This is a genomic window from Amycolatopsis bullii, from assembly GCF_014654205.1.
In the GTDB taxonomy this organism is placed as follows: domain Bacteria; phylum Actinomycetota; class Actinomycetes; order Mycobacteriales; family Pseudonocardiaceae; genus Amycolatopsis; species Amycolatopsis plumensis.
On sequence record NZ_BNAW01000003.1, the window covers coordinates 26,380 to 52,886 of the forward strand.

Sequence of the window (26,507 nt, forward strand, 5' to 3'; positions counted from 1 at the left end):
GGGTGCTGGGGCCGCGCCGGGTAATCTCGGCCGGTCGAAGACCTGGTTGAGGGGGACGCGTGGCGCTGGCGGGGTGGTCCGGGCGGAAGCTCGCGGGAGCGCTGGTCGTCCTCGAGGTCGCCGCCGTCGTCCTGGTGCTCGTGCTGAAACGCTTCGACGGCCTCGACCTCGAGGTCTACCTGGGCGGCGCGAAAGCCCTGGCCGAACAGGGCTCGCCGTACGACGCCTGGGTGCCGACCACGCACCGGATCCTGTTGCCGTTCACCTACACGCCGTTCGCCGCGGCCGTGTTCCTGCCCGGCACGCTGCTGCCGTTCGCGGTGACGATGAAGCTGGTCAGCATCGCGTCGATCCTCGCCACCGGCGTCGTCGCGTACCTCTACGTCGCGACGCTCAACGGCTCGCTGACCGACGCCTCGAAGGTCCGCGGCCGGACGGTGGCCGCGCTGGTCGCCATCGGCGCGCAGCTCGCGGGCGCCCTGCTCGAGCCGGTGCGCTCGACACTGGGCTTCGGCCAGATCAACGCGCTGCTGATGGTGCTGGTGGTGCTCGACGTCCTGCTGCCCGGCGAGCGGAAGCGGACGAAGGGCCTGCTGATCGGCGTGGCCGCGGCGATCAAGCTGACCCCGGCCGTCTTCGTCGTCTACTTCCTGGTCCGCCGCGATTTCCGGTCCGCCGCGCGGGTGGCCGGCGGCTTCGTGGTGGCCGGCGCGCTGCTCTGGCTGATCCGGCCGTCGGCGTCCTTCACGTACTGGACGAAGCTGGTCTTCGACGCGGGCCGCATCGGCGGCGTCGACTACGTCGGCAACCAGTCGCTGCACGGCCTGACCGTGCGCGCCGGCCTGCCGGAGTTCGTCTGGGTGCTGGCCGCGCTGGCCGTGATGGCCGTGGTCGCGGTGATCATCGTGCGCGCCGCCGAGCCGGTGCTCGGGCTCACCGCCTGTGCGCTCGGCGGGCTGCTCGTGTCGCCGATCTCGTGGACCCACCACTGGACGTGGTGCGTGCCGGTCCTCGTCCTCGCCGGGTGGTACGCGTGGCGCTTCGACCGGGCGATCCGGTGGGTGGCGGCCGCGGTCGTGGTGGCCGGCCTGACGCTGTTCATCGTCAGCCCGATGTGGTTCGCCCCGCGCCCGGCGCCCTCGGCGGGCTGGTGGCTGGCGACGGAGTCCTACGAGCTGTTCGGCCTCGCGCTGCTGGTCCTCGCCGCGTTCGGCGCCCGCCGCCTGATCACGAAGAAGGGGACCCCCACCGCGGAAGCGGTGGCGGTCCCCTCCAAGGAGCCTCAGGTCAGCTGAGCCGCTCGACCACGTACTCGATGGCCTGCGTCAGCTTGGTGACGTCGTCCGGGTCGATCGCCGGGAACAGGCCGACGCGCAGCTGGTTGCGGCCCAGCTTGCGGTACGGCTCGGTGTCGACGATCCCGTTGGCGCGCAGCACCTTCGCGACCGCGGCGGCGTCGACGTCGTCGCTGAAGTCGACCGTGCCGACGACCTGCGAGCGCAGGTCCGGGTCCTTCACGAACGGCGTCGTGTAGCTGGTCTTCTCGGCCCACTCGTACAGCCGCGACGACGAGTCCTTCGTGCGCGAAGTCGTCCAGGCGAGGCCGCCCTGGCCGTTCATCCACTCGATCTGCTCGGCGAGCAGGAACAGCGTGGCCACGGCCGGGGTGTTGTACGTCTGGTCCTTGCGGGAGTTGTCCAGCGCGGTGGTCAGCGACAGGAACTCGGGGATCCAGCGGTCGCTCCCGCCGATCTCGCCGATCCGCTCGACCGCGGCCGGGGAGGCCAGCGCGATCCAGAGCCCGCCGTCGGCGGCGAACGACTTCTGCGGCGCGAAGTAGTAGACGTCGAAGTCCTCGGCCTTGACCGGCAGGCCGCCGGCGCCGGAGGTGGCGTCGATCGCGACCAGGGCGCCTTCGCTGCCCTCCGGGCGGCGGACCGGCACAGCCACGCCGGTGGACGTCTCGTTGTGCGCCCAGCCGACCAGGTCGGCGCCGGCTTCGTAGGCGATGTCCGGCGCGCTGCCCGGCTCGGCCTTGACGACGATCGGGTCGGCCAGGAACGGCGCACCCTTCGTCACGGTGGCGAACTTCGAGGAGAACTCGCCGTAGGTGAAGTGCTGCGCGCGCTCGCGGACCAGGCCGAAGGCGGCCGCGTCCCAGAACGCCGTGGTGCCGCCGTTGCCGAGGATCACCTCGTAGCCCTCGGGCAGGGAGAACAGCTCGGACAGGCCCGCCCGCACGCGCCCGACGAGGGACTTGACCGGCTTCTGCCGGTGCGACGTGCCGAGGTAGGTGGAGCCGGACTCCGCCAGCGCACTCAGCTGCTCGGCGCGGACCTTCGACGGGCCGCAGCCGAAGCGGCCGTCGGCCGGCTTGAGGTCGGCGGGGATGGTCAACTCAGCGTCGGTCATGTGGCCAGTCTCTCAGGTCGGGATGCGGCAGGTAACAGAGGTGGGGCGGTGTCCGACATGTGGAATCGATGAAGCCTCGTTGGTACTTTTTCGCCTGGTTCGCCGTGCTGGCCGCGGCGCACCTCGCGGTCGAAGGCTGGACGGACACCGCCGCGATCGGCCTGCCGGTCGGGTTCGCGGCGACGCTGGTGCTCGTCTTCGTCCCGCGGCTGCCCCGGTGGGCGACCGGCGAGGCGCGCCCCGGCTCGACGGCCCCTCGCGCGACCGAGCCGCCGCCGGAGTGGCCGTCGGAGCCGCTGCCGAAGCGGCCGTCGGGGCGGCGAGCGGTCCTGCTGCGCAAGTTCGCGTTCGCCACCGCGGCACTGTGGGCGGCCGTGGTCGTCCTCTTCGCGGCCGAGCTCGCGGCCGTCGTCGTGACCGGGGGCTGGCTGCCCTGGGTCCTGCCGGTGCCGAGCCTGGTCGTGGTGGTGGTGCTCGCTCTGTGGCGGTACGAACTGGCCGGCCCGGCGCGGTGCCTGGCGAGCGGCCGCTGGACGCCGGTCGCGGCCGCGGCGTTCGACGTGCGGGCGGGCGAGCCGGTCGACGGCTGGGCGGTGCTGCCCGGGGACGTGCGCATCCGCTTCCACCTGCCCGCGGCGCCGGCCGACGTCGCCGCCGAGCTGCGCGACCGGCGCCGGCTCTGGCTCGCCGGGTGGCCGTCGGAGGAACTGGTCGTGGGCCTTCCGGACGGCGACAGCTACGCCGTCGGACTCATCGGAGCCCGCCGCGGTGGGGGTAAAAACACGGTTACCCGCCCGCCCCGGCCGCCGGTAGCGTCCTCGCCGTGACAACTGTGCAGCAGAGTTTCCCGGTGCCGCCCGAAGTGCTGTGGAACGCGCTTCCGGCCGGCGTCGCGGCGATCGGCGGGCAGCAGCCGGTCTACGACGGGCCGCGGGGCTTCGCGACCTGCCGCACCGGGATGTCGATCCTGAGCTGGGGCCAGCACGTCAACGTGACGGTGTCGCCGTCCGAGGGCGGCTCGACGCTCACGATCATGACCGTGCTCAAGCTCGGCGTCTGGGACTGGGGCGAGGGCAAGCGCATCGCCAACCGGTTCGCCGCCGCCGTCGCGTACTCGGCGGGCACCGCCGCACTGAACTGAGGGTCCCGCTCGCCACCCTGGGGGTGCGAGCGGGGCCCGTTCTCCCCTCAGCGCCAGTCTTCGACGCCGCCGGGCACCGGCGCGGCCGGGTCGTACGGCGTGCGGGTGAAGACGAACGTCGCCAGGTCGAGGTGGGTGGCGACGCCGTCGGCGTTCCGGCCCACTTCGAGCGTCTCGCCGGCGTAGTAGGCGTCGAGACCGACGTAGGTGTCCTTGCCGGTGGCGCGGAAGCGCGAGCTGCGCCCGGCGCCCTCCACCGGCGCGAGCAGCAGCAGCCCGTCGCCCTGGATGCGCAGGTGGTACGGCGTCGGGCCCCAGTGCCAGAGCCCGGTCAGCGCGAGCAGCTCGGGGTCGGCCGGGGACGGCAGCCACTCTTCCGGCAGCCGCGGCTCCAGCTCGTCGGTCATGGTGATGAGGTCGAGGCAGAGCTGGGTGATGCCGACGCCGGACGTCGAGTTCGCGAGCACCAGCGCGCCGGTCTGCGCGGCCGGGTCGACCAGCGTCACGGCGAGGAAGCCGGGCATCGAGCCGGTGTGGCCGGCGAACCGGCGGCCCTGGTGGCGCACGAGCATCAGGCCGAGCCCGAACCCGGTCGTCCAGACGTCGGTGTCGTCGACGGTGATCATGGTCCGCATCTCGGCGACGGTCTCCGGCGCGAGCACGCCGCCGGTCTCGCCGCCGAGGAACGCCGTCCAGCGGCCGAGGTCCTGCGCCGTCGACCACAGCTGCCCGGCGGGGGCCATCGCGCCGGCGTCCGGGCTCGGTTCCGGCAGCAGGACGTCGGCGAAGGGGTGCACGGCGAAGCCCTCGGCGTGCGCGCCGACCGGGTGCGGGGTCGTGCGCGTCATCCCGAGCGGGCCGAGGACCTCCTCGTCGAGGACCGAGAGCCAGCCCTTGCCGCGGTGGCGGGCGAGGAGTTCGCCGAGGACGCCGTAGCCGACGTTGGAGTAGTGGAACCGCGCGCCCGGCCGGTGCTTGGTCGCTCCCTCGGCGAGGCTGCCGACCAGCGCGTCCCAGTCGGCGCCCGGCGTCCGCTCCCACCACAGGCCGGGCGACTCGGACGTCAAGCCGGAGGTGTGGGACAGCAGCTGGGCGACGGTGGCGGCGCCGAACGGCGTGCCCGGGACGTGCTTTTCGAGCGGGTCGTTGAGGTCGAGCAGGCCTTCGTCGCGCAGCCGCATGACGGCGGTGGCGACGAGGGTCTTGGTGATCGAGCCCAGCCGGTACTGCGTGTCGGTGGTCGGGGTTTCGCCGCCGACGCGTCCCCGGCCACCGGACCAGACGATCTCCCCGTCCCGCACCACGGCGGCGACCAGCGACGGAGCTCGGCAGGCCGCCTGCTCGTGGGCGATCCGGCGGAGCAGGGCGAGTTCGGTCGAGGCAAGCATGGGGGCATTCTGCCGCGCGCGGTCTCCCGAAGCAGGTCCCGGCCCGTGCGAAACGAGGCATCACGCGTGTCTGGAGGGGCATCACCCGTGATTGGCTGGGCATCATGCGTGACTGGCGGGGCATCACCGCGATGCCCGTGGAATCACGCGTGATGCCCCTGGGGACACGCGTGATGCCTGGTTCAGCTCAGGAGGTTCCTGGCCATCGCCGTCGTGACCGCGGCCGTGCGGTCCGAGACGCCGAGCTTGCCGAACACCCGCAGCAGGTGGGTCTTCACCGTGGCTTCGCTGATGTGGAGGGCGCGGCCGATGTCCGCGTTGGTCCCGCCCTTCGCGACCAGCCGGAGGACCTCCACCTCGCGGGCCGACAGCGGCTGCGGTTCCGGGTTGCGGACGCGGTTGACCAGCTTCCCGGCCACCGACGGCGCCAGCACCGTCTCCCCGCGGGCCGCCGCGCGGATCGCGTTCGCCAGCTCCGTGCGTGAGGCGTCCTTCAGCAGATAACCCGACGCGCCCGCCTCCACCGCGCGCAGGATGTCCGCGTCCGTCTCGTACGTCGTCAGCACGACGATCCGGCGCCCGGGCTGTTCGCGCAGGATGCGCCGGGTCGCGCCGACGCCGTCGAGGCCGGGCATCCGCAGGTCCATCAGCACGACGTCGGGCGCGGCGACCCGGTCGAGCGCGACGGCTTCGTCGCCGGAACCCGCTTCGCCGACGACCGTCAGGTCCGGTTCCGCTTCGAGCATGCCGCGGAGGCCTTCGCGGACGACCGGGTGGTCGTCGACGAGCATGACGCGGATCAAGCCGGCACCTCCAGGGTGAGTTCGGTGCCGCGAGGGCCACTCCGGACGCTCAGTCTGCCACCGACCTGCTCGGCCCGGGACCGCATCCCGCGCAACCCGAACCCCGTGGCGTGGTCGGGGTCGAAGCCGGCACCGTTGTCACGCACCGACAGCCGGACTGCACCGTCCACAGCGGACAACCGCACCGACACCGCCGACGCGGCCGCGTGCCGCCGGACGTTGTTCAGCGCTTCCTGCGCGCCCCGCAGCAGGACCACTTCGCTCGCCGTGCCGAGGGCGGGCAAGGGACCGTCCACTTCGTACTCGACCGGTACGCCCGTCTCGTCGGCCAGCCGGTCGGCCTGCCGCCGGACGGCGTCCACGAGCGAACCGGCGGCGAGGTCGGCCGGGGCCAGCGCGGCGACCATCGCGCGGGCCTCCGTCAGGTTCTCGCGCGCGGTGCGGGCGGCCAGCTCCGCGTGCCGCCGCGCCGCCGCCGGGTCGGTGTCCAATTCGGACTCGATGGCCTGTGCGAGGGTGACGATGCTGGTGAAGCCCTGCGCGAGCGTGTCGTGGATTTCCCGCGCCAGCCGCTCGCGCTCGGCCGCGGTGCCCGCCTCCCGGGAGAGCCGGGCGACTTCCGCCTGGCTCGCCTCGAGTTTCGCGATCAGGTCCGCGCGCCCCCGGCTCTCCTCGATGACGTGCCCGATGAACTTGCCGCACAGCACGCCGAAGACGACCAGGATCGCCGTCATCGGCAGCATGATGTGCAGTGTCGGCCCGGTGAACCCGTCGTTCACGACGGCCGCCGCGGGGTTGAGCAGGATGGCCACCGTGGTGAGGACCGCCGCCGGCCGGAATTCGAGCGTCGAGAACAGCAGCGGGCACGCCATGAAGAGGATGAAGCCGGACGTGCCCTCGGCCCACATGGCGATCCCGACCAGCGCCAGCACCAAAAGGGCGAACACCCACCGCTGCCGGATCGACGAGTCGTCGTCCCGGACCAGCCGTCGGCCCCACAGCAGGTAGCTCAGCGCCAACGCGGTGAGCGCCCCGGCCGCGACGGCCGTCCACACCGGGTCGGCGCCGTCGAGGAGCACCAGCGTGGTGGTGGCCAGGTACGCCACCGCGAAGAGGATTTCCCAGAGCCAGTTGAACCGGTCCCAGGCGTCCTTCACCTCGTGTCGGCCCACCGGAAGGTCAGCCGCGCCAGCACCGCCCCCGCCACGCACCAGATCCCCAGCACCAGCGCCACCCGCGGCAGTTCCCATGTCCCGGCCATCTCCATCCTCACGGCGCCGTCCGGCAGGAAGACCGACCGGAACCCCTGGCAGATCCACTTCAGCGGGAAGAACGACGCGATGTCCACCATAACTTTCGGCAAGTTCGTGATCGGCGAGACGAACACGCCGGAGATGAACTGCAGCACCAGGTACAGCATCTGCACGATGGCGACCGCGCCGTTGGTGGACTTCGCGAGCGAGCTGATCGCGATCCCGAGCAGCGTGCACGAGACGATGCCGAGCGCGAACACCCACAGCAGCGTCAGCCACTTCGCCGGATCGGACGGCATTCGCAGCCCGAACAGCAGCACGGCGACCGCGGCCATCAGCACCGTCTGGGCCAGGCTCGACACCGCGACCAGCACCATCTTGCCGATGAAGTACGACGCCGGCGGCATCGGCGTGCCGCGCAGGCGCTTGAGGGCCCCGGTTTCCCGGTCGGCCGAGACGCCGGTCGCGATGCTGTTGAACGACGTCGAGACGATGCCGGAACCGATCATCCCGGCCGCCAGCAGCTGCCCGGAGGTGACGCCGCCGAGCGCCGTGGGACCGTCCAGGATGGACCCGAGCAGGACCATCAGCACGGCGGGCAGGGAGAAGGTGAAGACCACCTGTTCCTTGTGCCGGAAGAACTGCCGGAGTTCCGTGCCGCCGCGGGCCAAGCCGAGCGACAATGGGCCGGGCAAAGTCAGGGTGGTCATGCCTTGCCTCCGATCAGATCCAGGTAGATGTCCTCCAGGCTCGGCCGGGTCACCGTCAGCCCGGCGAGCTCCCGACCCCCAGCCGAGAGCTCGGTGACGAGCTTGGTCGGGTACGCGGTGCGCTCGACGTGCTCGCCGCGTTCGTCGACCCACCGCACGGTGGCCTCGGCCGCGGCCCGCCCGCCCAGGTTCTGCGGTGTGTCCTGGGCGACGATCTCCCCGCGCGCGATGACCGCAACCCGGTCGGCGAGCGCTTCGGCTTCGTCGAGGTAGTGCGTGGTCAGCAGGATGGTGGTGCCCTCGGCGGCCAGGTCGCTGATCAGCGTCCAGAACTGCCGCCGCGCCTCGGGGTCGAAGCCGGTGGTCGGCTCGTCGAGGAAGAGCAGCTGGGGCCGGCCGATGATGCCGAGGGCGACGTCGACGCGCCGCCGCTGCCCGCCGGAGAGCGCCTTGACCCGCGCCCCGGCCTTCTCGGTGAGCCCGACCTTGTCGATCACCTCGTCGGGGTCGCGCGGGGCCGGGTAGTACTTCGCGAAGTGCCGGACGGTTTCGGCGACACTCAGCTCGGCGGCGTCGGTCGCCGTCTGCAGGACAATGCCGAGCCGGGCCCGCCAGGCGCGTCCGGCCGTGCCGGGGTCCTCGCCGAGCACGGTGACCTCGCCGGCCGTCCGCCGCCGGTGCCCTTCGAGGATCTCGACCGTCGTGGTCTTCCCGGCGCCGTTGGGGCCGAGCAGGGCGAAGACCTCGCCCTGGGCGATCTCCAGATCGAGCCCGGCCACCGCGAGGTGACCGGGGTACTGCTTGCGCAGGCCGCGCACGCTGACTGCTGTGGTCATGCCTCGAGCCTGGCCGGTCACGGCGGCGAATCCGACCAACGGCCAGTGGAATCCGGCTGTCCACCGATCGGTGGACAGCGGGGCTTGGTTTCCCGTGGAACCACGAAAACGCTGTCATACAAGCAAAATCCGAAGATCCGGGCCCGCGGAACCGCCGCGCGGGTGAACGCACTGTTGACATCTTGTCTAACATGACAGAATGTCTCACAAGTGGGTGACCGCCAGCGACGGTGTCCGCCTCTCCGTGACCATCGACGGCCGGAGCGACGGGCCCACGGTCGTGCTCGTGCACGGCTACCCGGACAACAGCTCGATGTGGGCGGGGGTAGCCGCCGGGCTGACCGCGAAACACCGCGTCGTCACCTACGACGTCCGCGGGGCGGGACGGTCGGACAAGCCGTCGGGACGCGCGTCCTACCGGCTGGACCAGCTGGCCGACGACCTGCGGGCCGTCGTCGAGGCGGTGCAGCCGGCCGGCAAGGTGCACCTGGTCGCCCACGACTGGGGCTCGATCCAGACCTGGCACGCCATCACCGGCGAGGGCCTGCGCGGGCGGGTCGCCTCCTACACGTCGCTGTCCGGCCCGAGCCTCGACCACGCCGGCGCGTGGTTCCGCGCCCAGCTGCGCCGCCCGACGCCGAAGCGGCTCAAGAACGCGCTGAACCAGTTCCTGCACTCGTGGTACATCCTGGCGTTCCAGGTCCCGGTCATCCCGGATCTGTTGTGGCGCACGGGTTTGCTGGGCAAGCAGATCCAGCGCATGGAACCCGACGCGGCGCCGCCGGAGAAGTCCGACGGCCTGCACGGCCTCCAGCTCTACCGCGCCAACATGTTCACCCGCCTTTCGCGGCCCGCCCCGCGCCCCGCCGACGTCCCGGTGCAGGTGCTGGCCCCGACCGGCGACGCCTACGTCACGACGCCGCTGCAGACCGAGGTCACCCGCTGGGTCTCCGACCTGCGGATCCGCCGGATCGTCGGGACGCACTGGGTGACGCGGGCGAAGCCGCAGGTGGTGGCGGCCGCGGCCGCCGAGCTGATCGAGTACGCCGAAACCGGGGTGGAAAGCCGCGCGCTGCGCCGCGCCCGGGTCGACGCCGGGCCGTTCGAGCACCGGCTCGTCGTGGTCACCGGGGCGAGCAGCGGGATCGGCCGGGCGACCGCGCTCGCCTTCGCCGAGCAGGGCGCCGACGTCATCGTCGCCGACACCTCCGGCGCCGCGGAGACGCTGAAGCTGCTGGAAGACCACGGCGTCGCCGAGTACACAGTGGACTCTTCGGACGGCGAGGCCGTGCGCCGCTTCGCCGAACGGGTGCGCGCCGAACACGGCGTCCCGGACATCGTCGTCGACGACGCGGGCCGCCACGGCGAGGGCGCGTTCGCGCCGATGCTCGCCGAGCGCGCCGAAGGCGGCCAGGTCGTCAACGTCGCGTCGGCGGCCGTGCTGCGGGAAATCCTGCGTGCCGCGGAAAAGGGCCTCACGCCGTGAGCCGGCCGCGGCGGATGTCACCGCAGGCCCGCCGCGACGACCTGATCCGCGCCGCGCTCGACCTGTTCGGCTCGCGGGCGCCCGAGCTGGTCACCGTGGACGACATCGTCGCGCGCGCCGAGGTGTCGCGGCCGCTGTTCTACCGGTACTTCTCCAGCCTGCGTGAACTGCAGGTCGAGGCGCTGCGGACGGTCACCGACGGGCTGATCGACGGCCTGGCCGGGCTCGAGGAGGGGCCGCCGGAAGTGCGGCTGCGCGCCGCCGTCCGCGGCCTGATCGACGTCGCCGACCACTACCGGGCGGGGTACATCGCCCTGCTGCGCAGCGGCTCGGTGATCGCGACGTCCGAGACCGACGCGGCGATCGACGAGGTCCGCAACCGCGCGGTGGCCCTGATCCTGGACGCCCTCGGCGTGTCAGAGCCGTCACCGCTGGTCTCGCTTACGCTGCGTTGCTGGACGGCCGTCGTCGAAGGCGCGTTGCTGAGCTGGCTGCAGGAGCGCACGGTGCCGCGGGAGGCCCTGGACACCTGGCTGGTCGACCAGCTCACGGCCATGCTCGGCACCACCGCCGCCCACGACAAGGCGGGCACTTTCCCGTGAAAGTGCCCGCCTGGTCGTGACCCCCGGGGGCACTTTCACGTGAAAGTGCCCCTTCGGGCGTAGCGTCAGTGCTTGGTGACGAGCTCCCAGCCCTCGACGTCCTCGGGGCTGCGCGGCGCCGGGCCGACGTACTTGGCCGACGGCCGCACCAGGCGTCCGGTGCGCTTCTGCTCGAGGATGTGCGCGGCCCAGCCGGCGGTGCGGGCCGAGCTGAACATCGCGGGCATCATGTGCGGCGGGACCTGCGCGAAGTCCAGGATGACCGCGGCCCAGAACTCGACGTTGGTCTCGATCGGGTGATCCGGGCGCCGCTCGCGCAGCTCCTTCAGCGCGGCCTGCTCCAGCGCGGCGGCCGCCTCGTAGCGGGTCGCGCCGAGCTCCTGGCAGGTCCGCCGCAGCACCCGCGCCCGCGGGTCCTCGGCCCGGTAGACGCGGTGGCCGAAGCCCATCAGGCGTTCCTTGCGGTCGAGGATGCCCTTGACCAGGCCCTCGGGGTCACCGGTGCGCTCGACCTCTTCGATCATCGGCAGCACGCGCGCCGGGGCGCCACCGTGCAGCGGGCCCGACATCGCGCCGATGGCGCCGGACATGGCCGCCGCCACGTCGGCGCCGGTGGAGGCGATGACGCGGGCGGTGAAGGTCGAGGCGTTGAGGCCGTGCTCGGCGGCCGACACCCAGTAGGCGTCCAGGGCCTTGACGTGCGCCGGGTCCGGCTCGCCGCGCCAGCGGATCAGGAACCGCTCGGTGATCGAGTGGGCCTCGTCGACGCGGGCCTGCGGGACGGCGGGCTGGCCGATGCCGCGCGCCGACTGGGCGACGTAGGACAGCGCCATCACCGAGGCGCGGGCCAGCTGCTCGCGGGCCTCTTCGTCGGTGATGTCGAGCAGCGGGCGGTACCCCCAGATCGGGGCGAGCATGGCCAGCGCGGCCTGGACGTCCACCCGGACGTCACCGGTGTGCACCGGCAGCGGGAACGGCTCGGCGGGCGGGAGGCCGTGACCGAACCGGCCGTCCACGAGGAGGCCCCAGACGTCGCCGAAGGTCACCTTGCCGGCGAGGTCCTCGATGTCGACGCCGCGGTAGCGCAGGGCACCGCCGTCCCGGTCGGGTTCGGCGATTTCGGTGTGGAAGGCGACGACGCCCTCCAGGCCCGGTCGGAAGCCGTCGTCGGGTTGGCCGGACGGCTGTGGCTTGCTGATCGTGGAGGTAGTCACTGTTTCGCGGAACCTTTCGGTGCGCTTTTCCCCGGCTGGTTGCTGCTGGTCGCGCGGTTGGAGGAAGCGCACTGAATGCGCGCCACATCGCACGGATGGATAGACCTTGCTCTCTTGACCGGCCACTGGCAATCGAAAGATGCGGTGGTTTCGGTCACGATTACGAGAACGATTCAGTCACCGAGCCCTCCGGTCAGGAGAATTTTCACCACGCAGTGTGACGAAGCCCAGGTAAATCCTGTGTTTCCGAACCCGGCGCCCCCGCGTTTCGGGTGATAGACCTAGCGCATGCACCTCAGCCCGCAGGAGCGCGACAAGCTGCTCATCCACGTGGCGGCCGACGTCGCGCGGAAGCGGCTGGACCGCGGCGTCAAGCTCAACTACCCCGAGGCGGTCGCGCTGATCACCGACCACGTCCTCGAAGGCGCCCGCGACGGCCGCACGGTCAGCGAGCTGGTGGCCAGCGGCCGGACCGTGCTGTCCCGGGCGCAGGTGCTCGACGGCGTGCCCGAGATGGTCGACTCCGTGCAGGTCGAGGCCACCTTCCCGGACGGCACCAAGCTCGTCACCGTGCATGACCCGATCGTGTGAGGAGTGGCTGGATGCGCCCTGGTGAGATCGTTCCCGGCGAGGAGCCGGTGGAGCTGAACCCGGGCCGCGCGCGCGTCCGGCTGCTGGTGCGGAACCTCGGCGACCGGCCGGTGCAGGTCGGCTCGCACTACCACTTCGCGGCCGTGAACCCCGGCCTCGAGTTCGACCGCGAGGCCGCCCGCGGTCACCGGCTCGACGTCCCGGCGGGGACGTCGGTGCGCTTCGAACCCGGCGTCGAACGGGAAGTCGATCTCGTTCCCCTGGCCGGCGCGCGGCGCGTCCCGGGCCTGCGGTCCGAATTCGCGGGGGACTTTTGATGCCGCAGATCGATCGTGAGCGCTACGCCGAGCTGTTCGGCCCGACCACCGGCGACCGCATCCGGCTCGCCGACACCGACCTGCTGATCGAGGTCACCGAAGACCGCTCGATGGGCCCCGGCGGCTCCGGCGACGAGGTGCTCTTCGGCGGCGGCAAGGTCATCCGCGAGTCCATGGGCCAGGGCACGGCGACCCGCGCCGAGGGCGCGCCCGACCTGATCATCACCGGCGCGGTGATCCTCGACCACTGGGGTGTCGTCAAGGCCGACGTCGGGGTCCGCGACGGCCGGATCGTCGGCATCGGCAAGGCGGGCAACCCGGACACGATGGACGGCGTCGACCCGGCCCTGGTCATCGGGCCGTCGACCGAAGTGCTGTCCGGCAACGGCAAGATCCTCACCGCGGGCGGCATCGACTGCCACGTCCACTTCATCTGCCCGCAGCTCGTCGACACGGCACTGGCCGCCGGGCTGACCACTTTGGTCGGTGGCGGCACCGGGCCGAACGAGGGCACGAAGGCCACCACCGTCACGCCCGGCGCGTGGAACCTCGGCCGGATGCTGTCCGCCATGGACGGTTACCCGGTCAACGTCCTGTTGCTGGGCAAGGGCAACACCGTCCGGCACGAGGCGCTGCGCGAACAGCTGGCGGCCGGTGCGGGCGGGTTCAAGCTGCACGAGGACTGGGGCACCACGCCGGCCGCCATCGACGCGTGCCTGACCGTCGCCGACGAAGCCGGTGTCCAGGTGGCCATCCACACGGACACGCTGAACGAAGCCGGATTCCTCGAATCCACTGTGGACGCCATCGGTGGCCGCTCGATCAACGCCTACCACACCGAAGGGGCCGGCGGCGGGCACGCGCCGGACATCATCCAGGTCGTCTCGCTGCCGAACGTGCTGCCGTCGTCGACCAACCCGACCCGCCCGCACACGGCCAACACCCTCGACGAACACCTCGACATGCTGGTGGTCTGCCACCACCTCAACCCGTCGGTGCCCGAGGACCTGGCCTTCGCCGAGAGTCGCATCCGGCCGACGACGATCGCCGCCGAGGACGTCCTGCACGACATGGGCGCGATCTCGATGATGAGCTCGGACTCGCAGGCGATGGGCCGGATCGGCGAGGTGATCATCCGAACCTGGCAGACCGCGCACGTGATGAAACGCCGCCGCGGCGCCCTGCCCGGCGACGGAGCGGCCGACAACCTGCGCGCGCGTCGCTATGTCGCCAAATACACGATCAACCCGGCCATCGCGCACGGCATGGAGACCGAAATCGGCTCGGTCGAGGTCGGCAAGCTCGCCGACCTGGTGTTGTGGGAGCCGAAATTCTTCGGCGTTCGCCCGCACGTGGTGCTCAAGGGCGGCTTCCCGGCGTGGGCGGCGATGGGCGACGCGAACGCGTCCATCCCGACGCCCCAGCCGGTCATGGCGCGGCCGATGTTCGGCGCGGCCATCGGGGCCGCGTTGAGTCTGCACTTCGTCGCGCCGTCCGCATTGGACAGTGCGTTGCGCGAGCAGTTCGGGATCACGCGGCCGCTGGTCGCCGTGTCGGACATGCGGGCGCGGACCAAAGCGGACATGGTGCTCAACGACGCGACACCGGACGTGCGCGTCGAGCCGGACAGCTTCGCGGTGCACGTCGACGGCGAGCTGATCGAGCCGCAGCCGGTGACGGAACTGCCAATGGCGCAAAGGTACTTCCTCTTCTGATGGACCTTTCGGCGCTGATTCTCGCGGACTCCCGGTTTCCCGGCGGTGGTCACGTCCACAGCGGCGGGCTAGAGGAAGTCGTCTCGCGGAAACTGGTGGATTCCGTGCGCGACCTCCCGGGGTTCCTTTCCGGACGGTTGCGGACGGCGGGATTTCTCGCGGCGGTTTTCGCTGCTGCTTCCGCGCACGCGGCTGTCGACGGGGGAAATTGGTCGCTTTTGGACAGTGAGCTGGACGCGCGCACGCCTTCGCTCGCCCAGCGCGAGGCATCCCGGGCGCAAGGCCGCGGGACCGCGCGGGCCGGGCGGATCGCGTGGCCGTCACCGGTGCTCGAAGCGCTGCTCGCCGAAACTCCGCGGCCGCACCACTCGATCGTGCTGGGCGCGCTGGTCGGCGTCGCGGGTGGCTCACCGCACGACGCCGCCATGGCGGCCGCCTACTTGTCGGTGAGCGGCCCGGCGAGTGCCGCGGTCCGGCTGCTGGGGCTCGACCCCTTTGCCGTGAACGCCGTCGTGGCGCGGTTGGACCTGGCTTCCGTTTGTGCGGAAGCAGCCGCCGTGGCGGGCGACGACCCGGCTTCCCTGCCGTCGCCGGGGTCGCCGGCGTTGGATCTGTTCGCCGAGGCCCACGCCCGGCACCACCAGGAAGAGGTGCGTCTCTTTGCCAGCTGAAGGCCACGGCCACGGACACTTCCACGAGGTCAACTTCGACCCGACGGCGGCGGAACCCGACCACTACGACGCGGCGCCCACCGCCGGCCGCGCTTACCGGATCGGCATCGGCGGCCCGGTCGGCTCCGGCAAGACGGCGCTGACCGCGGCGCTGTGCCGCGCGCTGGGCGACGAGATCAACCTCGCCGTCGTCACGAACGACATCTACACGACCGAGGACGCGGACTTCCTGCGTCGCGCGGGTGTCCTGGACCCGGAGCGGATCGAGGCGGTGCAGACGGGCGCCTGCCCGCACACGGCGATCCGCGACGACATCACCGCGAACCTCGACGCGGTCGAGCGGCTCGAGGAGAAGTTCCCCGGCCTCGACCTGGTGATCATCGAGAGCGGCGGCGACAACCTGACGGCGGTGTTCAGCCGCGGCCTGGCGGACAGCCAGATCTTCGTGGTCGACGTCGCGGGCGGCGACAAGGTGCCGCGCAAGGGCGGTCCCGGCGTCACGACGGCGGACCTGCTGGTGATCAACAAGATCGACATCGCGCACCTGGTCGGCGCGGACATGGCCGTGATGACCTCGGACGCGCACCGGATGCGGGGCTCGCTGCCGGTGATCACGCAGTCCCTCGTGGACACCCCGGACGCGCCCGCGGTCGCCGGCTGGGTCCGCTCGCTGCTGTGAAGGCCCACGCGCGGCTGACGGCGTGCTTCGACGGCTCGCGCACGGTGCTGCGGGAGCTGCGTTCGATGGCGCCGCTGACGCTGTTCCCCCGCCGGGGCCGTGGTTCGACGGCGGTGGTGCACCTGGTGAACTCGGCCACTTCGCCGCTGGGCGGGGACGATCTCACGCTTTCGATCCACGTCGGACCCGGGGCTTCGCTCCGGCTCTCCGGGGTGGCGGCGACCCTGGCTCTGCCTGGCCTGCACGGTGAAGGTTCATTGTCCACAGTGGAGGTGGTCGTCGAACCGGGTGGGTCGCTGGAGTACCTCCCGGAGCCGACGGTGGTGACCGCTCGGGCGCGGCACAACGCGGTCTTCCGGGCTTCGCTGGCTTCGGATGCCTACCTGCACACGCGCGAGGTGCTGGTGCTGGGCCGGGCCGGGGAGAGGCCGGGTTCTCTGGTGAGCACCCTGGACGTGGTGCGGGCTGGGACGCCAGTGGTGCGTCAGACGCTTCCGGTGGGGGATGCGGGTTTGGACGGGAGCTTGGCCGTGCTGGCGGGCCGCCGGGTGCTGGTCACGGACCTGGAGGTCGGCGGCCCCGAGCTCCCGGCGGCGTCCGGTGAGTGGTGGTCCCGCAGCCCCCTCGCTGCGGGCGGCACCCTCACCACTTCTCTCGCCCCGGACGCGGTCACCGCGCTCCGCCCGTTCTGAGCAGCCCCCGTTTTCCACGCTACCGGGGGCCACCGACAGTTCTCAGAACTTCGTGCCCAGCCAGGTCATTGCCACCGGGCCGCCGATCGAGACCCCGCCGATGTGCTCCAGCAGCGGGAACTCCTGCCACGTCACCTTCGCGCCCAGGGCCTGCCAGCGGTCGCGCAACGCCGTTCCGACGCTGAACGGGATCAGCTCGTCCAACGTCCCGTGGTACAGGTACACCGGCGGCTTCGGGGCCGTCGTGCCCAGGTGGTTCTCCGTCAGGCGGGCCTGCCAGCGCGGGTCGTGGATCGGGTCCGGCACCGTCACGAAGTCCTGCAGGTGCGCGAACGGCGCCGCCGCGCCCAGCTCCACCGTGCACGCCTTCGACACCCGGGCCACCGCTTCGCGGCCGCGGTCGTTCAGGATCGACGCGAACGGCACGTCCGGGTACGCCGCCGCGAAGCCCGTTGCCGCGCCCAGGACCAAGCCGAACGCCACGCCGCCGTCGTTGGACGCGAACACCGCGTTCAGGTCCGCCGGGACGCCGCCGGCCGCCACCCCCACCACGTTCAGCGAAGGCGCGTACGTCGCTTGCAACTCGGCCGCCCACGCCGCGGCCTGGCCGCCCTGCGAGTAGCCGAACACGCCCACCGGCCCGGACGGGGACAGCCCCGCGCCGGTCACCCGGGAAGCGGCCCGCGCCGCATCGAGCACCGCCCGGCCTTCGGACTGCCCGACCGCGTACGTGTGCGTGCCCGGTGTGCCGAGTCCTTCGTAGTCGGTGACGACGACGGCCCAGCCCTGCGTCAGCGCCTGCGCGAGCAACGCGCTTTCGTTCTCGATGCCGTGCGCCAGGAGGTTCGAAGGCGCGCACTGGTCGCCGAGGCCGTGCGTCCCGACCGCGTACGTGATCAGGGGGCGCGGACCGCCGCGCACCCACGGTGTCGGCGGCACCAGCAGCGTGCCGGAGACGGCGTTCGGTTCGCCGGTCGCCGACGTCGAGCGGTACAGGAGGTGCCAGGCTTTGACGGGCGCCGGGAACGGGCCGACGAACACCGTCGTCGGCCGCTGTTCCAAGAGGACGCCCGGGTCCGCGTGCGCCGCGGGGGCGGCTGTCACGAAAAGGAGCGCGACGGCGACCAGTAACCGACGAAGCATCGTTGCCTCCGGTTTGGGGGTACTCGAAGCGGAGTGGTAATCGAGGTTTTCACAATTTAGCCAGACCGGTAGGATCCGGCAATCCCTCAGAAGGAGGAGACAACCGTTGGCTCGCACGTACGGCGGCGTCGCACCCGAACAACGTCGCGCGGACCGGCGCGAGCGGCTGCTCACGGCCGGTCTCGAGCTGTTCACGAGCACCGGCTTCCGGCAGACGAAGATCACCGAGGTGTGCGCCCGCGCCGGCGTCTCGACGCGGAACTTCTACGAGGAGTTCACCGGCAAGGAGGACGTGCTGCGCACCCTCCACGACCGGATCAACAGCCTCGCGCTGCAGCACGTCACCGCCGCGCTCGACAAGGTCGCCGAAGCCGACGCCGTCACCCGCATCGCCACGCTGCTCGACGTCTTCATCGACACGGTCACCGTGGACCCCCGGCTCCCGCGGCTCAACTACGTCGAAGCCGTCGGCGTCAGCGCGGAGCTGGAGGAGCAGCACCAGGTGTGGGTCGACCGCTGGGCGACGTTCATCGAGACCGAAGCGCGGCGCGCCGCCGAGCACGGTGCGGCGCCCGACCGCGACTACCGGCTGACGGCGATCGCCCTGGTCGGCGCGGCCACCGGGCTGCTGCGGGAGTGGCAGGCGCACGAGCCGCCGCTGCCCGTGCAGGACGTCGGCGCGGAGCTGCGCGCGCTGATGCTGGCCGCCATCATGCGGCCCGGAAAAATCATGGAAATCCCGGGCAACCCCGGCGCGCCCTCCGGCGTGGAACAGTCGAGCCGGGAGGGGGAACCGGGGGGAGGCCGGCTCGCGTGAGGGCCCTTTCCCGGCTGCGGACGCCGGGAAAGGGTCCTCACGACTCTACGGCGTCCGGACCGTCGGCAGGCCGAGCGCGACCGGGCCGGTCGTCTGGCACACGTCGTGGCAGGTGTTGTCGAGCGTGCAGCACAGCGAGCAGATCGGGCCGTCCTGCTTCGCGCAGTCGGCGACGTCCGGCAGTTCGTACGGGTCGCCGCAGGCCGAGCAGGTGTGCGTCGCGCGCAGATCCGCGTCCGGGCCGGCGACGGTGTTCTCCCGCGCCAGGTAGTACTTCCCCTTCGTCGCGACGGCGAGGGTGGGGACTCCCGCGATCGCGATGACCAGCGCGAGCAGCGGGCTGAAGGCCGCGAGGAACGGCCCGAACGCGCCGAAGTAGGCCACGATCGACACCGCCGACGCGACGAGCATCGAGCCGAACCCGACCGGGTTGATCTTGTGCAGGTAGGCCCGCTTGAACTCGATGTACCGCGGGGACAGGCCCAGCGGCTTGGCGATCACCAGGTCGGCGCAGACGGCGCCGATCCACGCGATGGCGACGTTCGAGTAGAAGCCGAGGATCTTGTTCAGGAAGCCGAACGCGCCGAACTCCATCAGCGCGAGCGCGATCCCGCAGTTGACCAGCACGTACCAGACCCGTCCCGGGTGCTTGTGCAGCACGCGGGAGAAGAAGTTCGCGAACGACAGCGAGCCGGAGTAGGCGTTCGTCGTGTTGATCTTGATCTGCGAGACGACGACGAACAGCGCGGCGAACGTCAGCGCCACCGGCCCGAGGGCGGGCTTCACCGCTTCGAGGTAGGGCGCGATCGGCTCCAGCGCGTGCGCCTTCCCGACGACGCCGAGCGCGAGGAAAGCCAGCAGCGCGCCGCCGATCTGCTTCGCGGCGCCGAGGATCACCCAGCCCGGGCCGGCCGCGAGCACCGCGGCCCACCACGACCGCTTGTTCTCCGCGGTCTTTTCGGGCATGAACCGCAGGTAGTCGGCCTGCTCGCCAATCTGCCCGATTAGCGACAGCGCGACCCCCATGCCGAAGCCGAACCCGATGGCGGAGAACCCGGCGCCGGCGCCCTCGGTACCCCCGAAGTGGGTGAACTCGGCGAACTTGCCGGGCTCCCGCACCAGCACGACGACGAACGGCAGCACCAGGCCGGCGATCCACAGCGGCTGCGTCCAGGTCTGCATCTTCGCCACCGCGCCCATGCCGTAGAGGGCGAAGGGCAGCACGATGAGCGTCGCGAGCAGGTAGCCGACGGGCAGCGGGATGCCGAGGGCGAGCTCGAAGGCCTGGCCCATGATCGAGCCTTCGAGCGAGAAGAAGATGACGGTGAAGCTCGCGTAGACGAGCGACGTCAGCGTCGACCCGAAGTAGCCGAAGCCGGCTCCGCGGGTCAGCAGGTCCATGTCCACTCCGGACTTCGCGCAGGCGGCTGCGATGGGCACGCCGGTCACGAAGATGACGACGGCCGCGGCGAGGATCGCCAGGACGCCGGAGGTGAAGCCGTAGGAGAGGACGATGCTGGCGCCGATCGCGAAGTCGGCGAGGTAGGCGATGCCGCCCAGCGCCGTCGTCGCGACCACGAACGGGGACCATTTCCGGAACGAATGAGCGGCGAAGCGCAGCGAGTAGTCTTCGCGGTTCTCGTTCGCCGCGAGCGGGGCGTAGCGGCGTTTCGGCGGGGCACTCTTTTCGGCACTGGACAGGGTCTCGGTCATGCCTGCCTCCGGGGGTGGTGGGGAACGGGCCGAAGGTAGGTGCGTCCTGTATCGATCCTGGTCCGGCGGGTAACGCGGGGGTTACGGCTTGTTGTCCAGCGGTTACGGCCGGGTGGCGGGAAAGGGGTGTCGGTTGTCACCGTTAGGTGGGTTCCGCTGCCGGTCGCGAGGCCCTAACGTGCCTAGAGCCGAAGTCGACTGATGCCCCGACCGGGCGTGGAGGTTTGGCGATGATGCCGGAGATCGAGGACCAGGTGGAAGACGCCGTGGTACGGCTTCCCGGAATGCGCGTGGCCTACGACGGCGCCGCGTTCGACGAATCCGCGCTCGCCGCCACCTGGACCGATCAGCTGCAGGGCTGGCTGAACCAGGCGGTCGCGGCGGGCATCGCGGAGCCGAACGCGATGGTGCTCGCGACGGCGGACGCCGAAGGCCGCCCCTCGTCCCGCACGGTCCTGTGCAAGGGCCTCGACGACCGCGGCGTGGTGTTCTACACGAACTACACGTCGTCGAAGAGCCACGACCTGACGGCCACCCGGTACGCGTCGGTGACGTTCCCCTGGTACGCGCTGCACCGCCAGGTCCACGTCCGCGGCGAGGTCGAGAAGGTCGGCGTCAAGGAGACGGCGGAGTACTGGGCCCAGCGGCCGCGTGGATCGCAGCTGGGGGCGTGGGCTTCGCCGCAGTCCCGCGTGGTCGACGGCCGCCGGGCATTGGACAACGCACTGCACGGGATCGAGCGCCGCTTCGCCGACGTCGAGCACATCCCGGCACCCCCGCACTGGGGCGGCTGGCGGATCCGGCCGGACCTGGTGGAGTTCTGGCAGGGTCGGGAAGACCGGATGCACGACCGGCTTCGGTACGTGCGGAACGACGACGGGTGGCACATCGAGCGCGTCGCGCCTTGATCGTGCCGGCTTTCCACATGTCGGTAGGGGTGTGGACAGCCTCCGCGGTGGGGCGGCCTTTCGGGGTTTTTGCCGGTGGTCGCCGATAGACTGGACCTGGGGACGCCCCCCTGGGAGCGGCGGGGGATGTCTGGGGACTCCGGGGCTTGCCCCGGCGACCTAAATCACGCGACTCCAGATAGTTAGCCCCGCTAAGCTGATGTGTCGTGACTGGTGAACCGGGGACCCTGCCGCCCCGCTCGGGCATCCGCAAGCTCCTCGGCCGCATCATCGTCGACACCCGGCCGCTCAAGATTCCGGCCTTCCGGCGGCTCTGGCTGTCCACTGTGGTCACCGCCGTCGGCACTCAGCTCACCGCCGTCGCCGTGCCCAAGCAGGTCTTCGACCTCACCGGGTCCTCCGCCTACGTGGGCCTCACCGGGCTCGTCGCCCTCGTCCCGCTGCTGATCTTCGGGCTCTGGGGCGGCGCCGTCGCCGATGCCGTCGATCGGCGGAAGCTGCTGTTCGTCACCAACGTCGGCGTCGCGATCACCTCCGCCCTCCTCTGGCTGCAGGCCTTCGCGAACTTCGGCTCCGTCTGGCTCGTCCTCGGCCTGCTGGCCGTCAACCAGGCCTTCTTCGCCATCAACATGCCCACCCGCGGCGCGGTCGTCGCCCGGCTCGTGCCCGCCGAGCTGCTGCCCTCGGCGAACGCGCTCAACAGCACCATGTCGACCTTCGGCGCCGTCTTCGGCCCGCTGCTGGCCGGCGCGCTGATCCCCGTCCTCGGCCTCTCGACGCTCTACCTGATCGACGTCGTCGCCCTCACGATCACGCTCTTCGCGGTCTGGCGGCTGCCGTCGATCCCGCCGCTCAACGGGCCGTCGCGCCGCGCGGGCCTCGGCGACGTCGTCGACGGCTTCAGGTACCTCGCCAAGCAGAAGATCCTCCTGGCCTCCTTCGTCGCCGACATCATCGCGATGGTCTTCGGCATGCCGCGCGCGCTGATCCCCGAGATGGCCGAACGCACCTTCGGCGACCCGCCCGGCGGCGGCCCCGCCCTCGGCTGGCTCTACGCCGCCCTGCCGCTGGGCGCGATGCTGATCGGGCTCTTCTCCGGATGGCTGACGCGCATCCACCGCCAAGGTGTCGCCGTGGTCGTGTCGATCTGCGCGTGGGGCGCGGCGGTGGCCGGCTTCGGGCTCGCGCACTCGCTCTGGCTCGCCGTCGTCTTCATGGCGCTGGCCGGGGCCGCGGACATGGTCAGCGCCGTCTACCGGATGGCGATCCTGCAGGTCGCGACCACCGACGAGATGCGCGGCCGGCTCCAGGGCGTCTTCACGGTCGTGGTCGCCGGCGGTCCGCGGATCGCCGACCTCACCCACGGCTGGGGTGCCGCCGCCTTCGGCACCACGGCCGCCGCGACCGGCGGTGGCCTGCTGGTCATCGTGCTCGTCTGCGCGTCGATGTTCCTGCTCCCGGCCTTCTGGCGATACCGGGCGCCCACGACCTAGGTAGGGTGCGGATATGCGTACCCTAGTTGTCGCTTTTGTCGCTTTCGCTGCGTTGACTGCCTGCTCTTCCGGGGACGAGCCGTCGAAGGCCCCTTCGTCGTCCGCGGCCCCGAAGCCGGCGCCGAGCACGAACGCCGCCGCCGCGTCGCTCGACCCGTGCAAGCTGCTGCCCGCGGAGGCCGTCTCGAAGGCGCTGTTCCTCGACAACCTCCAGGCGGTGCCGGGCCCGGTCCAAGACAACGCGGCCAACGGCGGCAAGGCGCGCAACTGCGAGTACCAGCACGACGGCAAAGCCGCGGGCAAGCTCGCGGTGACCCGCTACGAGGGCAAGCAGGGCAAGCCCGCCGAGATGGTCGCGGCGATCAAGAAGGCGAAGCCGGGCGCGCAGGACGTCCCGGGCTTCCCGGACGGCGCCGTCTACTACGTCGAGGGCCAGAAGGCGGCGACCCTCGTCGCGGGCGAGCTGGTGGCGGGCACGCCGGTGCTGGTCAACTACACCGGCCCGGCGAGGATGACGCCGGAGCAGCTCGCCCCGCTGGTCAAGCAGGCCCTCGCGGCCGGCTGATCACGCCCAGCCGACGAGCTGCCGCTCCGACAGCGTCCCGGCGGGCGGCAGCTGCGGGAACGCGGGCCGCGCGACGGCACCCGGCGTGACCGGCGAGGAGAACCACTCGCCCTGCGCGGTCTGGTAGAGCACCGTCGTCCGGTCCGGCGCGGCGACCGCCTTGGCGATCCGCGGCTCGGACGGCCCGACGAGCTTGGTCGCCTGCGGCGTGTCGCCGTCGAGGTGCACGCGCAGCAGCACGCCGTGCTCGTCGGTCCCGGTAACGGCGGACAACAGCACCGTCGTCGCGTCGAGCGCGGCGACGAAGTTGTAGGTGGCGCCCGGTTCTTCGTAGACGGCGTAGGCGATCACGCCGGACCGGTCGGTCAGGTAGGCCAGGCCGTCGCCCGCGTGCCGGGTGTCCCGCCAGGTCAACACCTCGTCGTCCGGGCCGAGCCACCAGTCCCGGACGTGCTGGTCGGCGTGGCCGTTCGGCACGATGGCCGCTTCCTTCGCCGGCGCTCCCGGCTGCCGGTGGTCGACGGAGTACACCGCCTCGCCGTCGTCGAAGAACAGCTTCGACCCGGCGGGGCCGAACCTCGGATTCCGGAACTGCGTCGCCTTTTCGCTCATCGTCCGCTCCGGGGCGGCGACGACGCCGGTGCGCTCGTAACGCCGGTCGGCGGTGTTGAGCCGGAACACTTCGACGCCTTCGCCGGTCTCGAGCGTGGCGTACTGGCCGTCCGGCGAGACGACGTCGAGTTTCGACGTCGGCGTGCTGAAGCGGTGCAGCGACGTGTCGCGGCCGGGTAGCGGGAGAGCGGTCTTGACCGCGCCGGTGGCCGGGTCGGCGAACGCGATTTCGTCGAGGCCGGTCTCGCCGCGGTGCTGCAGCAGCACGACGCCGGAGAGGTCGAGCGGTGCCGGTTCCGGTGTCGCGGCCGCGGCCGGGTGCGGCGCCGGGTCGCTCCCGCACGCCGTCGTCAGCGCAGCCACTACCCCGAGCACGGCCGCACGCATGCGGATCCTCGCCACCATCTGATCCTCCCAGTTCGTCCGGAGGTTCAGATGGCGCGGAAGATCATTCGGTTCCGGGGATCACCGGCTTGTCATTCAGCGGCTTGTCATTCAGCGACGCAGTGCGGCCAGCTCGACCGGGCTGTGCGCCGAGAACACCGTGACCTCGTCCTGGTGGGACCGCGCCAGCTCGTGCAGCCGCGCCAGGTTCTCCAGCCGCGGCCCGCGCAGCGTCTGGACGATGGTCTGGAACGCCGTCAGGCCCGGCGGGCAGTCCGGGGCCACCGGGTCCAGCTGGCCGTGGAAGAAGTACGCGTCGCCGGCGTGCAGGAGCCAGCCGTGGCCGGTGTCGACCGCGACGCCGGTGTGGCCGCGCGTGTGGCCGGTCAGCGGGATGAGCAGGATCTCCTCGGGCAGGCCCTTGAGCGAGCGGACCGCCTCGAAGCCGAACCACGGCTCGCCCGTCTCGTCGTAGGTGCTCCACAGCGGTCGGTGCGCGAACTGCGCCGCCCGGTAGCGGTTCTTCTCCGCCGCGTTCGCCGGGGACGTCGCCGCGCGGTGCTCCTCCGACCGGACGTGGACGACGGCGTTGGGGAAGTCGGCCAGCCCGCCCGCGTGGTCGACGTCGAGGTGGGTCATCACGATGTGCCGGACGTCGGCCGGGTCGAGGTCGAGCGCCCTGATCTGCGCGACGGCCGTCTCGGCCGCCTCGACCCGGGCACCGACCATCGCCATGAACGGGCGGCCGAGCCACTCGCCGGGACGGGCCACGGCCTGGCTGCCGAACCCGGTGTCGACGAGCACCAGGCCGTCGCCGGTCTCGATCAGCAGGCAGTGGGCGACCAGCTCCGCCCGCCGCAGCAGGCCGGGCTCGCCGTCGAGCAGCTTGCCACCCGCCGGGCGCATCGATCCGCAGTTCAGGTGGTGCACCTTCATACGCTGCTCCTGGTGCTCAGCCGGAGGAATTGGGTCTCGTCGTGCGCGGCGAAGACGGTGACTTCGTCGCCGTGCTCCTGAACAAGCTGGCGCAGGCGGCGGTGATTGTCCAGCCGGGCACCCTTCACCGTCTCCATGCGTCCTTCGAACCACTTCAAGCCCGGCGGGCAGTTCGGATCGGCGGCGACCTGGCCGTGGAAGAAGTACGAGTCACCGGCGTTCAGCAGCCAGCCGTGGCCGGTGTCGACGGCGACCCCGGCGTGGCCGCGGGTGTGCCCGGAGAGCGGGATCAGCAGGATCTCCGGCGGCAGGCCGTCGAGCGGCCGGACGGCGCCGAAACCGAACCACGATTCGCCGGTGTCCGCATAGGACATCCACTGTGGACCATGGGCGAACTGGATCCGGCGGTACCGGCCGCGTTCGTCGGCGCGTGGGTCGGTGAACGCGCGCAGCTCCTCGGCGTAGACGTGCACCCGGGCCCACGGGAAGTCGATGAGCCCGCCCGCGTGATCGAGGTCGAGGTGGGTCAGCACGATGTCGCGGACGTCCGCCGGGTCGAAGCCGAGCGCGCGGATCTGGGCGATCGCCGTCTGCGCCGGGTCGGGGACCGGGTTGGATTGGCGGACGAACCCCGCGCCGAGCCAGGCGTTGCGGTCGACGGCGGCCGGCGTGCCCATGCCGGTTTCGACGAGCACGAGCCCGGTGCCGGTTTCCACCAGCAGGCAGTGGCAGACCATGGTGGCGCGCCGGAACAGGCCCGGCCGTCCGTCGACCAGCCTTCCGCCCAGCGGGCGCATGGTTCCGCAGTTCAAGTGGTGGACGCGCATCAGGAGAACTCCCGTTCGAGGGTGGTGTGCAGGTGGGCGGCGACGGCGCGCAGCGGCGCGAGGTCGCGGCGGGTGCGGGCCAGCAGCAGCCCGCCTTCGATCGAAGCGAGCACGACGGTGGCGAGCTCGTCGGCGCGCTCGGCGGAAAGGCCCTGTGCGGCGAAGTATCCACTGAGGACGCCGTGCCAGGACGCGTAGCCGTCCGCGCAGGCGGCCCGGATGGGTTCACTCGCCCCGGCGGCGTCCAGCGCCACCGTCGCGAGTGGACAGCCGCGCTGGAAGTCCGATCCGGTGAGGAAACCCGCGAGCGCGTCGACCGCGCGGTCGACCCCGGTTGCGGGATCGGGGGCGTCGTCGAGGATGGCGGCCAGGAGCGCGCCGGTGCGCTCGCTGGACAGCTGGACGGCCTCGGCGGCGAGTTGTTCCTTGCCGCCGGGGAAGTGGAAGTAGAGCGACCCCTTCGGTGCGCCGCCGGCCGTCGTCAGCTGGGTGAGGCCGGTGGCGTGGTAGCCCTGCGTCTGGAACAGGTCGGCGGCGGTGTCGAGCATCCGCTGCCGCGTGTCGGTGCGGCGAACCATGACTCGACCGTACCGCAAACT

At 71.6% G+C, this 26,507-nt stretch carries 27 protein-coding genes and 1 pseudogene; 15 read left to right on the forward strand and 13 right to left on the reverse strand.

Going from position 1 to position 26,507, the window contains the following annotated elements; all coding sequences use genetic code 11:
- Positions 1-59 precede the first annotated feature (59 nt).
- The gene (locus IE317_RS04890) at positions 60-1,295 is read left to right on the forward strand and encodes a glycosyltransferase 87 family protein (RefSeq protein WP_229902478.1); all 1,236 of its coding nucleotides are present in this window, start codon (positions 60-62) and stop codon (positions 1,293-1,295) included.
- Here IE317_RS04890 and serC read toward each other — a convergent pair.
- Positions 1,288-2,412 (reverse strand): phosphoserine transaminase, encoded by a 1,125-nt coding sequence (gene serC, locus IE317_RS04895; protein WP_191306840.1) that lies wholly within the window; start codon positions 2,410-2,412, stop codon positions 1,288-1,290. The two genes, IE317_RS04890 and serC, sit on opposite strands and share 8 nt — an antisense overlap.
- Before the next feature lie 68 nt (positions 2,413-2,480).
- Here serC and IE317_RS04900 point away from each other — a divergent pair, with 68 nt between their 5' ends.
- Both IE317_RS04900 and IE317_RS04905 read left to right on the forward strand, forming a co-directional pair.
- A complete protein-coding gene (locus IE317_RS04900; protein WP_229902479.1) occupies positions 2,481-3,239 on the forward strand; it encodes a hypothetical protein in 759 nt (252 codons plus the stop codon).
- A complete protein-coding gene (locus IE317_RS04905; RefSeq protein WP_229902480.1) occupies positions 3,236-3,553 on the forward strand; it encodes a hypothetical protein in 318 nt (105 codons plus the stop codon). Before IE317_RS04900 ends, IE317_RS04905 begins: the two co-directional genes overlap by 4 nt.
- A 47-nt stretch (positions 3,554-3,600) precedes the next feature.
- Here the strand turns inward: IE317_RS04905 and IE317_RS04910 are convergent, their stop codons facing one another.
- From IE317_RS04910 to IE317_RS04930, 5 genes are all read right to left on the reverse strand, one after another.
- Positions 3,601-4,941: a serine hydrolase domain-containing protein gene (locus IE317_RS04910; RefSeq protein WP_191306841.1), complete on the reverse strand. Its 1,341-nt coding sequence runs from the start codon at positions 4,939-4,941 to the stop codon at positions 3,601-3,603.
- Between the two features lie 182 nt (positions 4,942-5,123).
- The gene (locus IE317_RS04915; RefSeq protein WP_191306842.1) at positions 5,124-5,744 is read right to left on the reverse strand and encodes a response regulator; all 621 of its coding nucleotides are present in this window, start codon (positions 5,742-5,744) and stop codon (positions 5,124-5,126) included.
- On the reverse strand, positions 5,741-6,901 hold the full coding sequence (locus IE317_RS04920; protein WP_191307279.1) for a sensor histidine kinase: 1,161 nt from the start codon (positions 6,899-6,901) through the stop codon (positions 5,741-5,743). The genes IE317_RS04915 and IE317_RS04920 overlap by 4 nt, the downstream gene beginning before the upstream one ends.
- Complete coding sequence (locus IE317_RS04925; RefSeq protein ID WP_191306843.1) at positions 6,898-7,707, reverse strand: ABC transporter permease; 810 nt, start codon at positions 7,705-7,707, stop codon at positions 6,898-6,900. The genes IE317_RS04920 and IE317_RS04925 overlap by 4 nt, the downstream gene beginning before the upstream one ends.
- Complete coding sequence (locus IE317_RS04930) at positions 7,704-8,543, reverse strand: ABC transporter ATP-binding protein (protein WP_191306844.1); 840 nt, start codon at positions 8,541-8,543, stop codon at positions 7,704-7,706. The genes IE317_RS04925 and IE317_RS04930 overlap by 4 nt, the downstream gene beginning before the upstream one ends.
- Before the next feature lie 214 nt (positions 8,544-8,757).
- Between IE317_RS04930 and IE317_RS04935 the strand changes: the two are divergent.
- Both IE317_RS04935 and IE317_RS04940 read left to right on the forward strand, forming a co-directional pair.
- Positions 8,758-9,981 (forward strand): annotated as a pseudogene (locus IE317_RS04935) (SDR family oxidoreductase); the annotation flags it as partial.
- Positions 9,982-10,043: 62 nt separating this feature from the next.
- On the forward strand, positions 10,044-10,631 hold the full coding sequence (locus tag IE317_RS04940; RefSeq protein ID WP_191307284.1) for a TetR/AcrR family transcriptional regulator: 588 nt from the start codon (positions 10,044-10,046) through the stop codon (positions 10,629-10,631).
- Positions 10,632-10,696: 65 nt separating this feature from the next.
- Here the strand turns inward: IE317_RS04940 and IE317_RS04945 are convergent, their stop codons facing one another.
- The gene (locus IE317_RS04945) at positions 10,697-11,845 is read right to left on the reverse strand and encodes a citrate synthase 2 (protein WP_191306845.1); all 1,149 of its coding nucleotides are present in this window, start codon (positions 11,843-11,845) and stop codon (positions 10,697-10,699) included.
- 288 nt (positions 11,846-12,133) lie between these two features.
- Here IE317_RS04945 and IE317_RS04950 point away from each other — a divergent pair, with 288 nt between their 5' ends.
- From IE317_RS04950 to IE317_RS04975, 6 genes are read left to right on the forward strand one after another with little or no spacing between them, the layout of a single operon-like run.
- Positions 12,134-12,436, forward strand: a complete 303-nt coding sequence (locus tag IE317_RS04950; RefSeq protein ID WP_191306846.1) for an urease subunit gamma — start codon at positions 12,134-12,136, stop codon at positions 12,434-12,436.
- An 11-nt stretch (positions 12,437-12,447) separates the two neighbouring features.
- Complete coding sequence (locus IE317_RS04955) at positions 12,448-12,753, forward strand: urease subunit beta (protein ID WP_191306847.1); 306 nt, start codon at positions 12,448-12,450, stop codon at positions 12,751-12,753.
- Entirely contained in the window at positions 12,753-14,468 is a 1,716-nt protein-coding gene (locus IE317_RS04960; protein ID WP_191306848.1) for an urease subunit alpha, read from the forward strand. Before IE317_RS04955 ends, IE317_RS04960 begins: the two co-directional genes overlap by 1 nt.
- Positions 14,468-15,139, forward strand: a complete 672-nt coding sequence (locus IE317_RS04965) for an urease accessory protein UreF (protein ID WP_191306849.1) — start codon at positions 14,468-14,470, stop codon at positions 15,137-15,139. The genes IE317_RS04960 and IE317_RS04965 overlap by 1 nt, the downstream gene beginning before the upstream one ends.
- The gene (gene ureG, locus IE317_RS04970) at positions 15,129-15,818 is read left to right on the forward strand and encodes an urease accessory protein UreG (RefSeq protein ID WP_191306850.1); all 690 of its coding nucleotides are present in this window, start codon (positions 15,129-15,131) and stop codon (positions 15,816-15,818) included. The genes IE317_RS04965 and ureG overlap by 11 nt, the downstream gene beginning before the upstream one ends.
- Positions 15,815-16,510 (forward strand): urease accessory protein UreD, encoded by a 696-nt coding sequence (locus IE317_RS04975; RefSeq protein ID WP_191306851.1) that lies wholly within the window; start codon positions 15,815-15,817, stop codon positions 16,508-16,510. Before ureG ends, IE317_RS04975 begins: the two co-directional genes overlap by 4 nt.
- A gap of 42 nt (positions 16,511-16,552) precedes the next feature.
- Here the strand turns inward: IE317_RS04975 and IE317_RS04980 are convergent, their stop codons facing one another.
- Positions 16,553-17,653 carry a lipase family protein gene (locus IE317_RS04980; RefSeq protein WP_191306852.1) on the reverse strand — a complete coding sequence of 367 codons (1,101 nt, stop codon included), beginning with the start codon at positions 17,651-17,653 and terminating at the stop codon, positions 16,553-16,555.
- Positions 17,654-17,759: 106 nt separating this feature from the next.
- Here IE317_RS04980 and IE317_RS04985 point away from each other — a divergent pair, with 106 nt between their 5' ends.
- Positions 17,760-18,470, forward strand: a complete 711-nt coding sequence (locus tag IE317_RS04985; protein WP_191306853.1) for a TetR/AcrR family transcriptional regulator — start codon at positions 17,760-17,762, stop codon at positions 18,468-18,470.
- A gap of 45 nt (positions 18,471-18,515) precedes the next feature.
- On the opposite strand, the gene IE317_RS04990 is transcribed toward IE317_RS04985, so the two are convergent.
- Positions 18,516-20,183, reverse strand: coding sequence for a purine-cytosine permease family protein (locus IE317_RS04990; RefSeq protein ID WP_191306854.1), 1,668 nt, complete (start codon positions 20,181-20,183; stop codon positions 18,516-18,518).
- A 230-nt stretch (positions 20,184-20,413) separates the two neighbouring features.
- Here IE317_RS04990 and pdxH point away from each other — a divergent pair, with 230 nt between their 5' ends.
- From pdxH to IE317_RS05005, 3 genes are all read left to right on the forward strand, one after another.
- Complete coding sequence (gene pdxH / locus IE317_RS04995) at positions 20,414-21,091, forward strand: pyridoxamine 5'-phosphate oxidase (RefSeq protein WP_191306855.1); 678 nt, start codon at positions 20,414-20,416, stop codon at positions 21,089-21,091.
- Between the two features lie 227 nt (positions 21,092-21,318).
- Entirely contained in the window at positions 21,319-22,584 is a 1,266-nt protein-coding gene (locus tag IE317_RS05000; RefSeq protein WP_373308975.1) for an MFS transporter, read from the forward strand.
- Between the two features lie 52 nt (positions 22,585-22,636).
- Entirely contained in the window at positions 22,637-23,149 is a 513-nt protein-coding gene (locus tag IE317_RS05005) for a DUF3558 family protein (RefSeq protein ID WP_373308963.1), read from the forward strand.
- Here the strand turns inward: IE317_RS05005 and IE317_RS05010 are convergent, their stop codons facing one another.
- From IE317_RS05010 to IE317_RS05025, 4 genes are all read right to left on the reverse strand, one after another.
- Positions 23,150-24,166, reverse strand: a complete 1,017-nt coding sequence (locus tag IE317_RS05010) for a hypothetical protein (RefSeq protein WP_191306858.1) — start codon at positions 24,164-24,166, stop codon at positions 23,150-23,152.
- A gap of 90 nt (positions 24,167-24,256) precedes the next feature.
- Positions 24,257-25,081, reverse strand: a complete 825-nt coding sequence (locus IE317_RS05015) for an MBL fold metallo-hydrolase (protein ID WP_191306859.1) — start codon at positions 25,079-25,081, stop codon at positions 24,257-24,259.
- On the reverse strand, positions 25,078-25,908 hold the full coding sequence (locus tag IE317_RS05020; RefSeq protein WP_191306860.1) for an MBL fold metallo-hydrolase: 831 nt from the start codon (positions 25,906-25,908) through the stop codon (positions 25,078-25,080). Before IE317_RS05020 ends, IE317_RS05015 begins: the two co-directional genes overlap by 4 nt.
- A complete protein-coding gene (locus IE317_RS05025) occupies positions 25,908-26,486 on the reverse strand; it encodes a TetR/AcrR family transcriptional regulator (protein ID WP_191306861.1) in 579 nt (192 codons plus the stop codon). The genes IE317_RS05020 and IE317_RS05025 overlap by 1 nt, the downstream gene beginning before the upstream one ends.
- Positions 26,487-26,507: the final 21 nt, after the last annotated feature.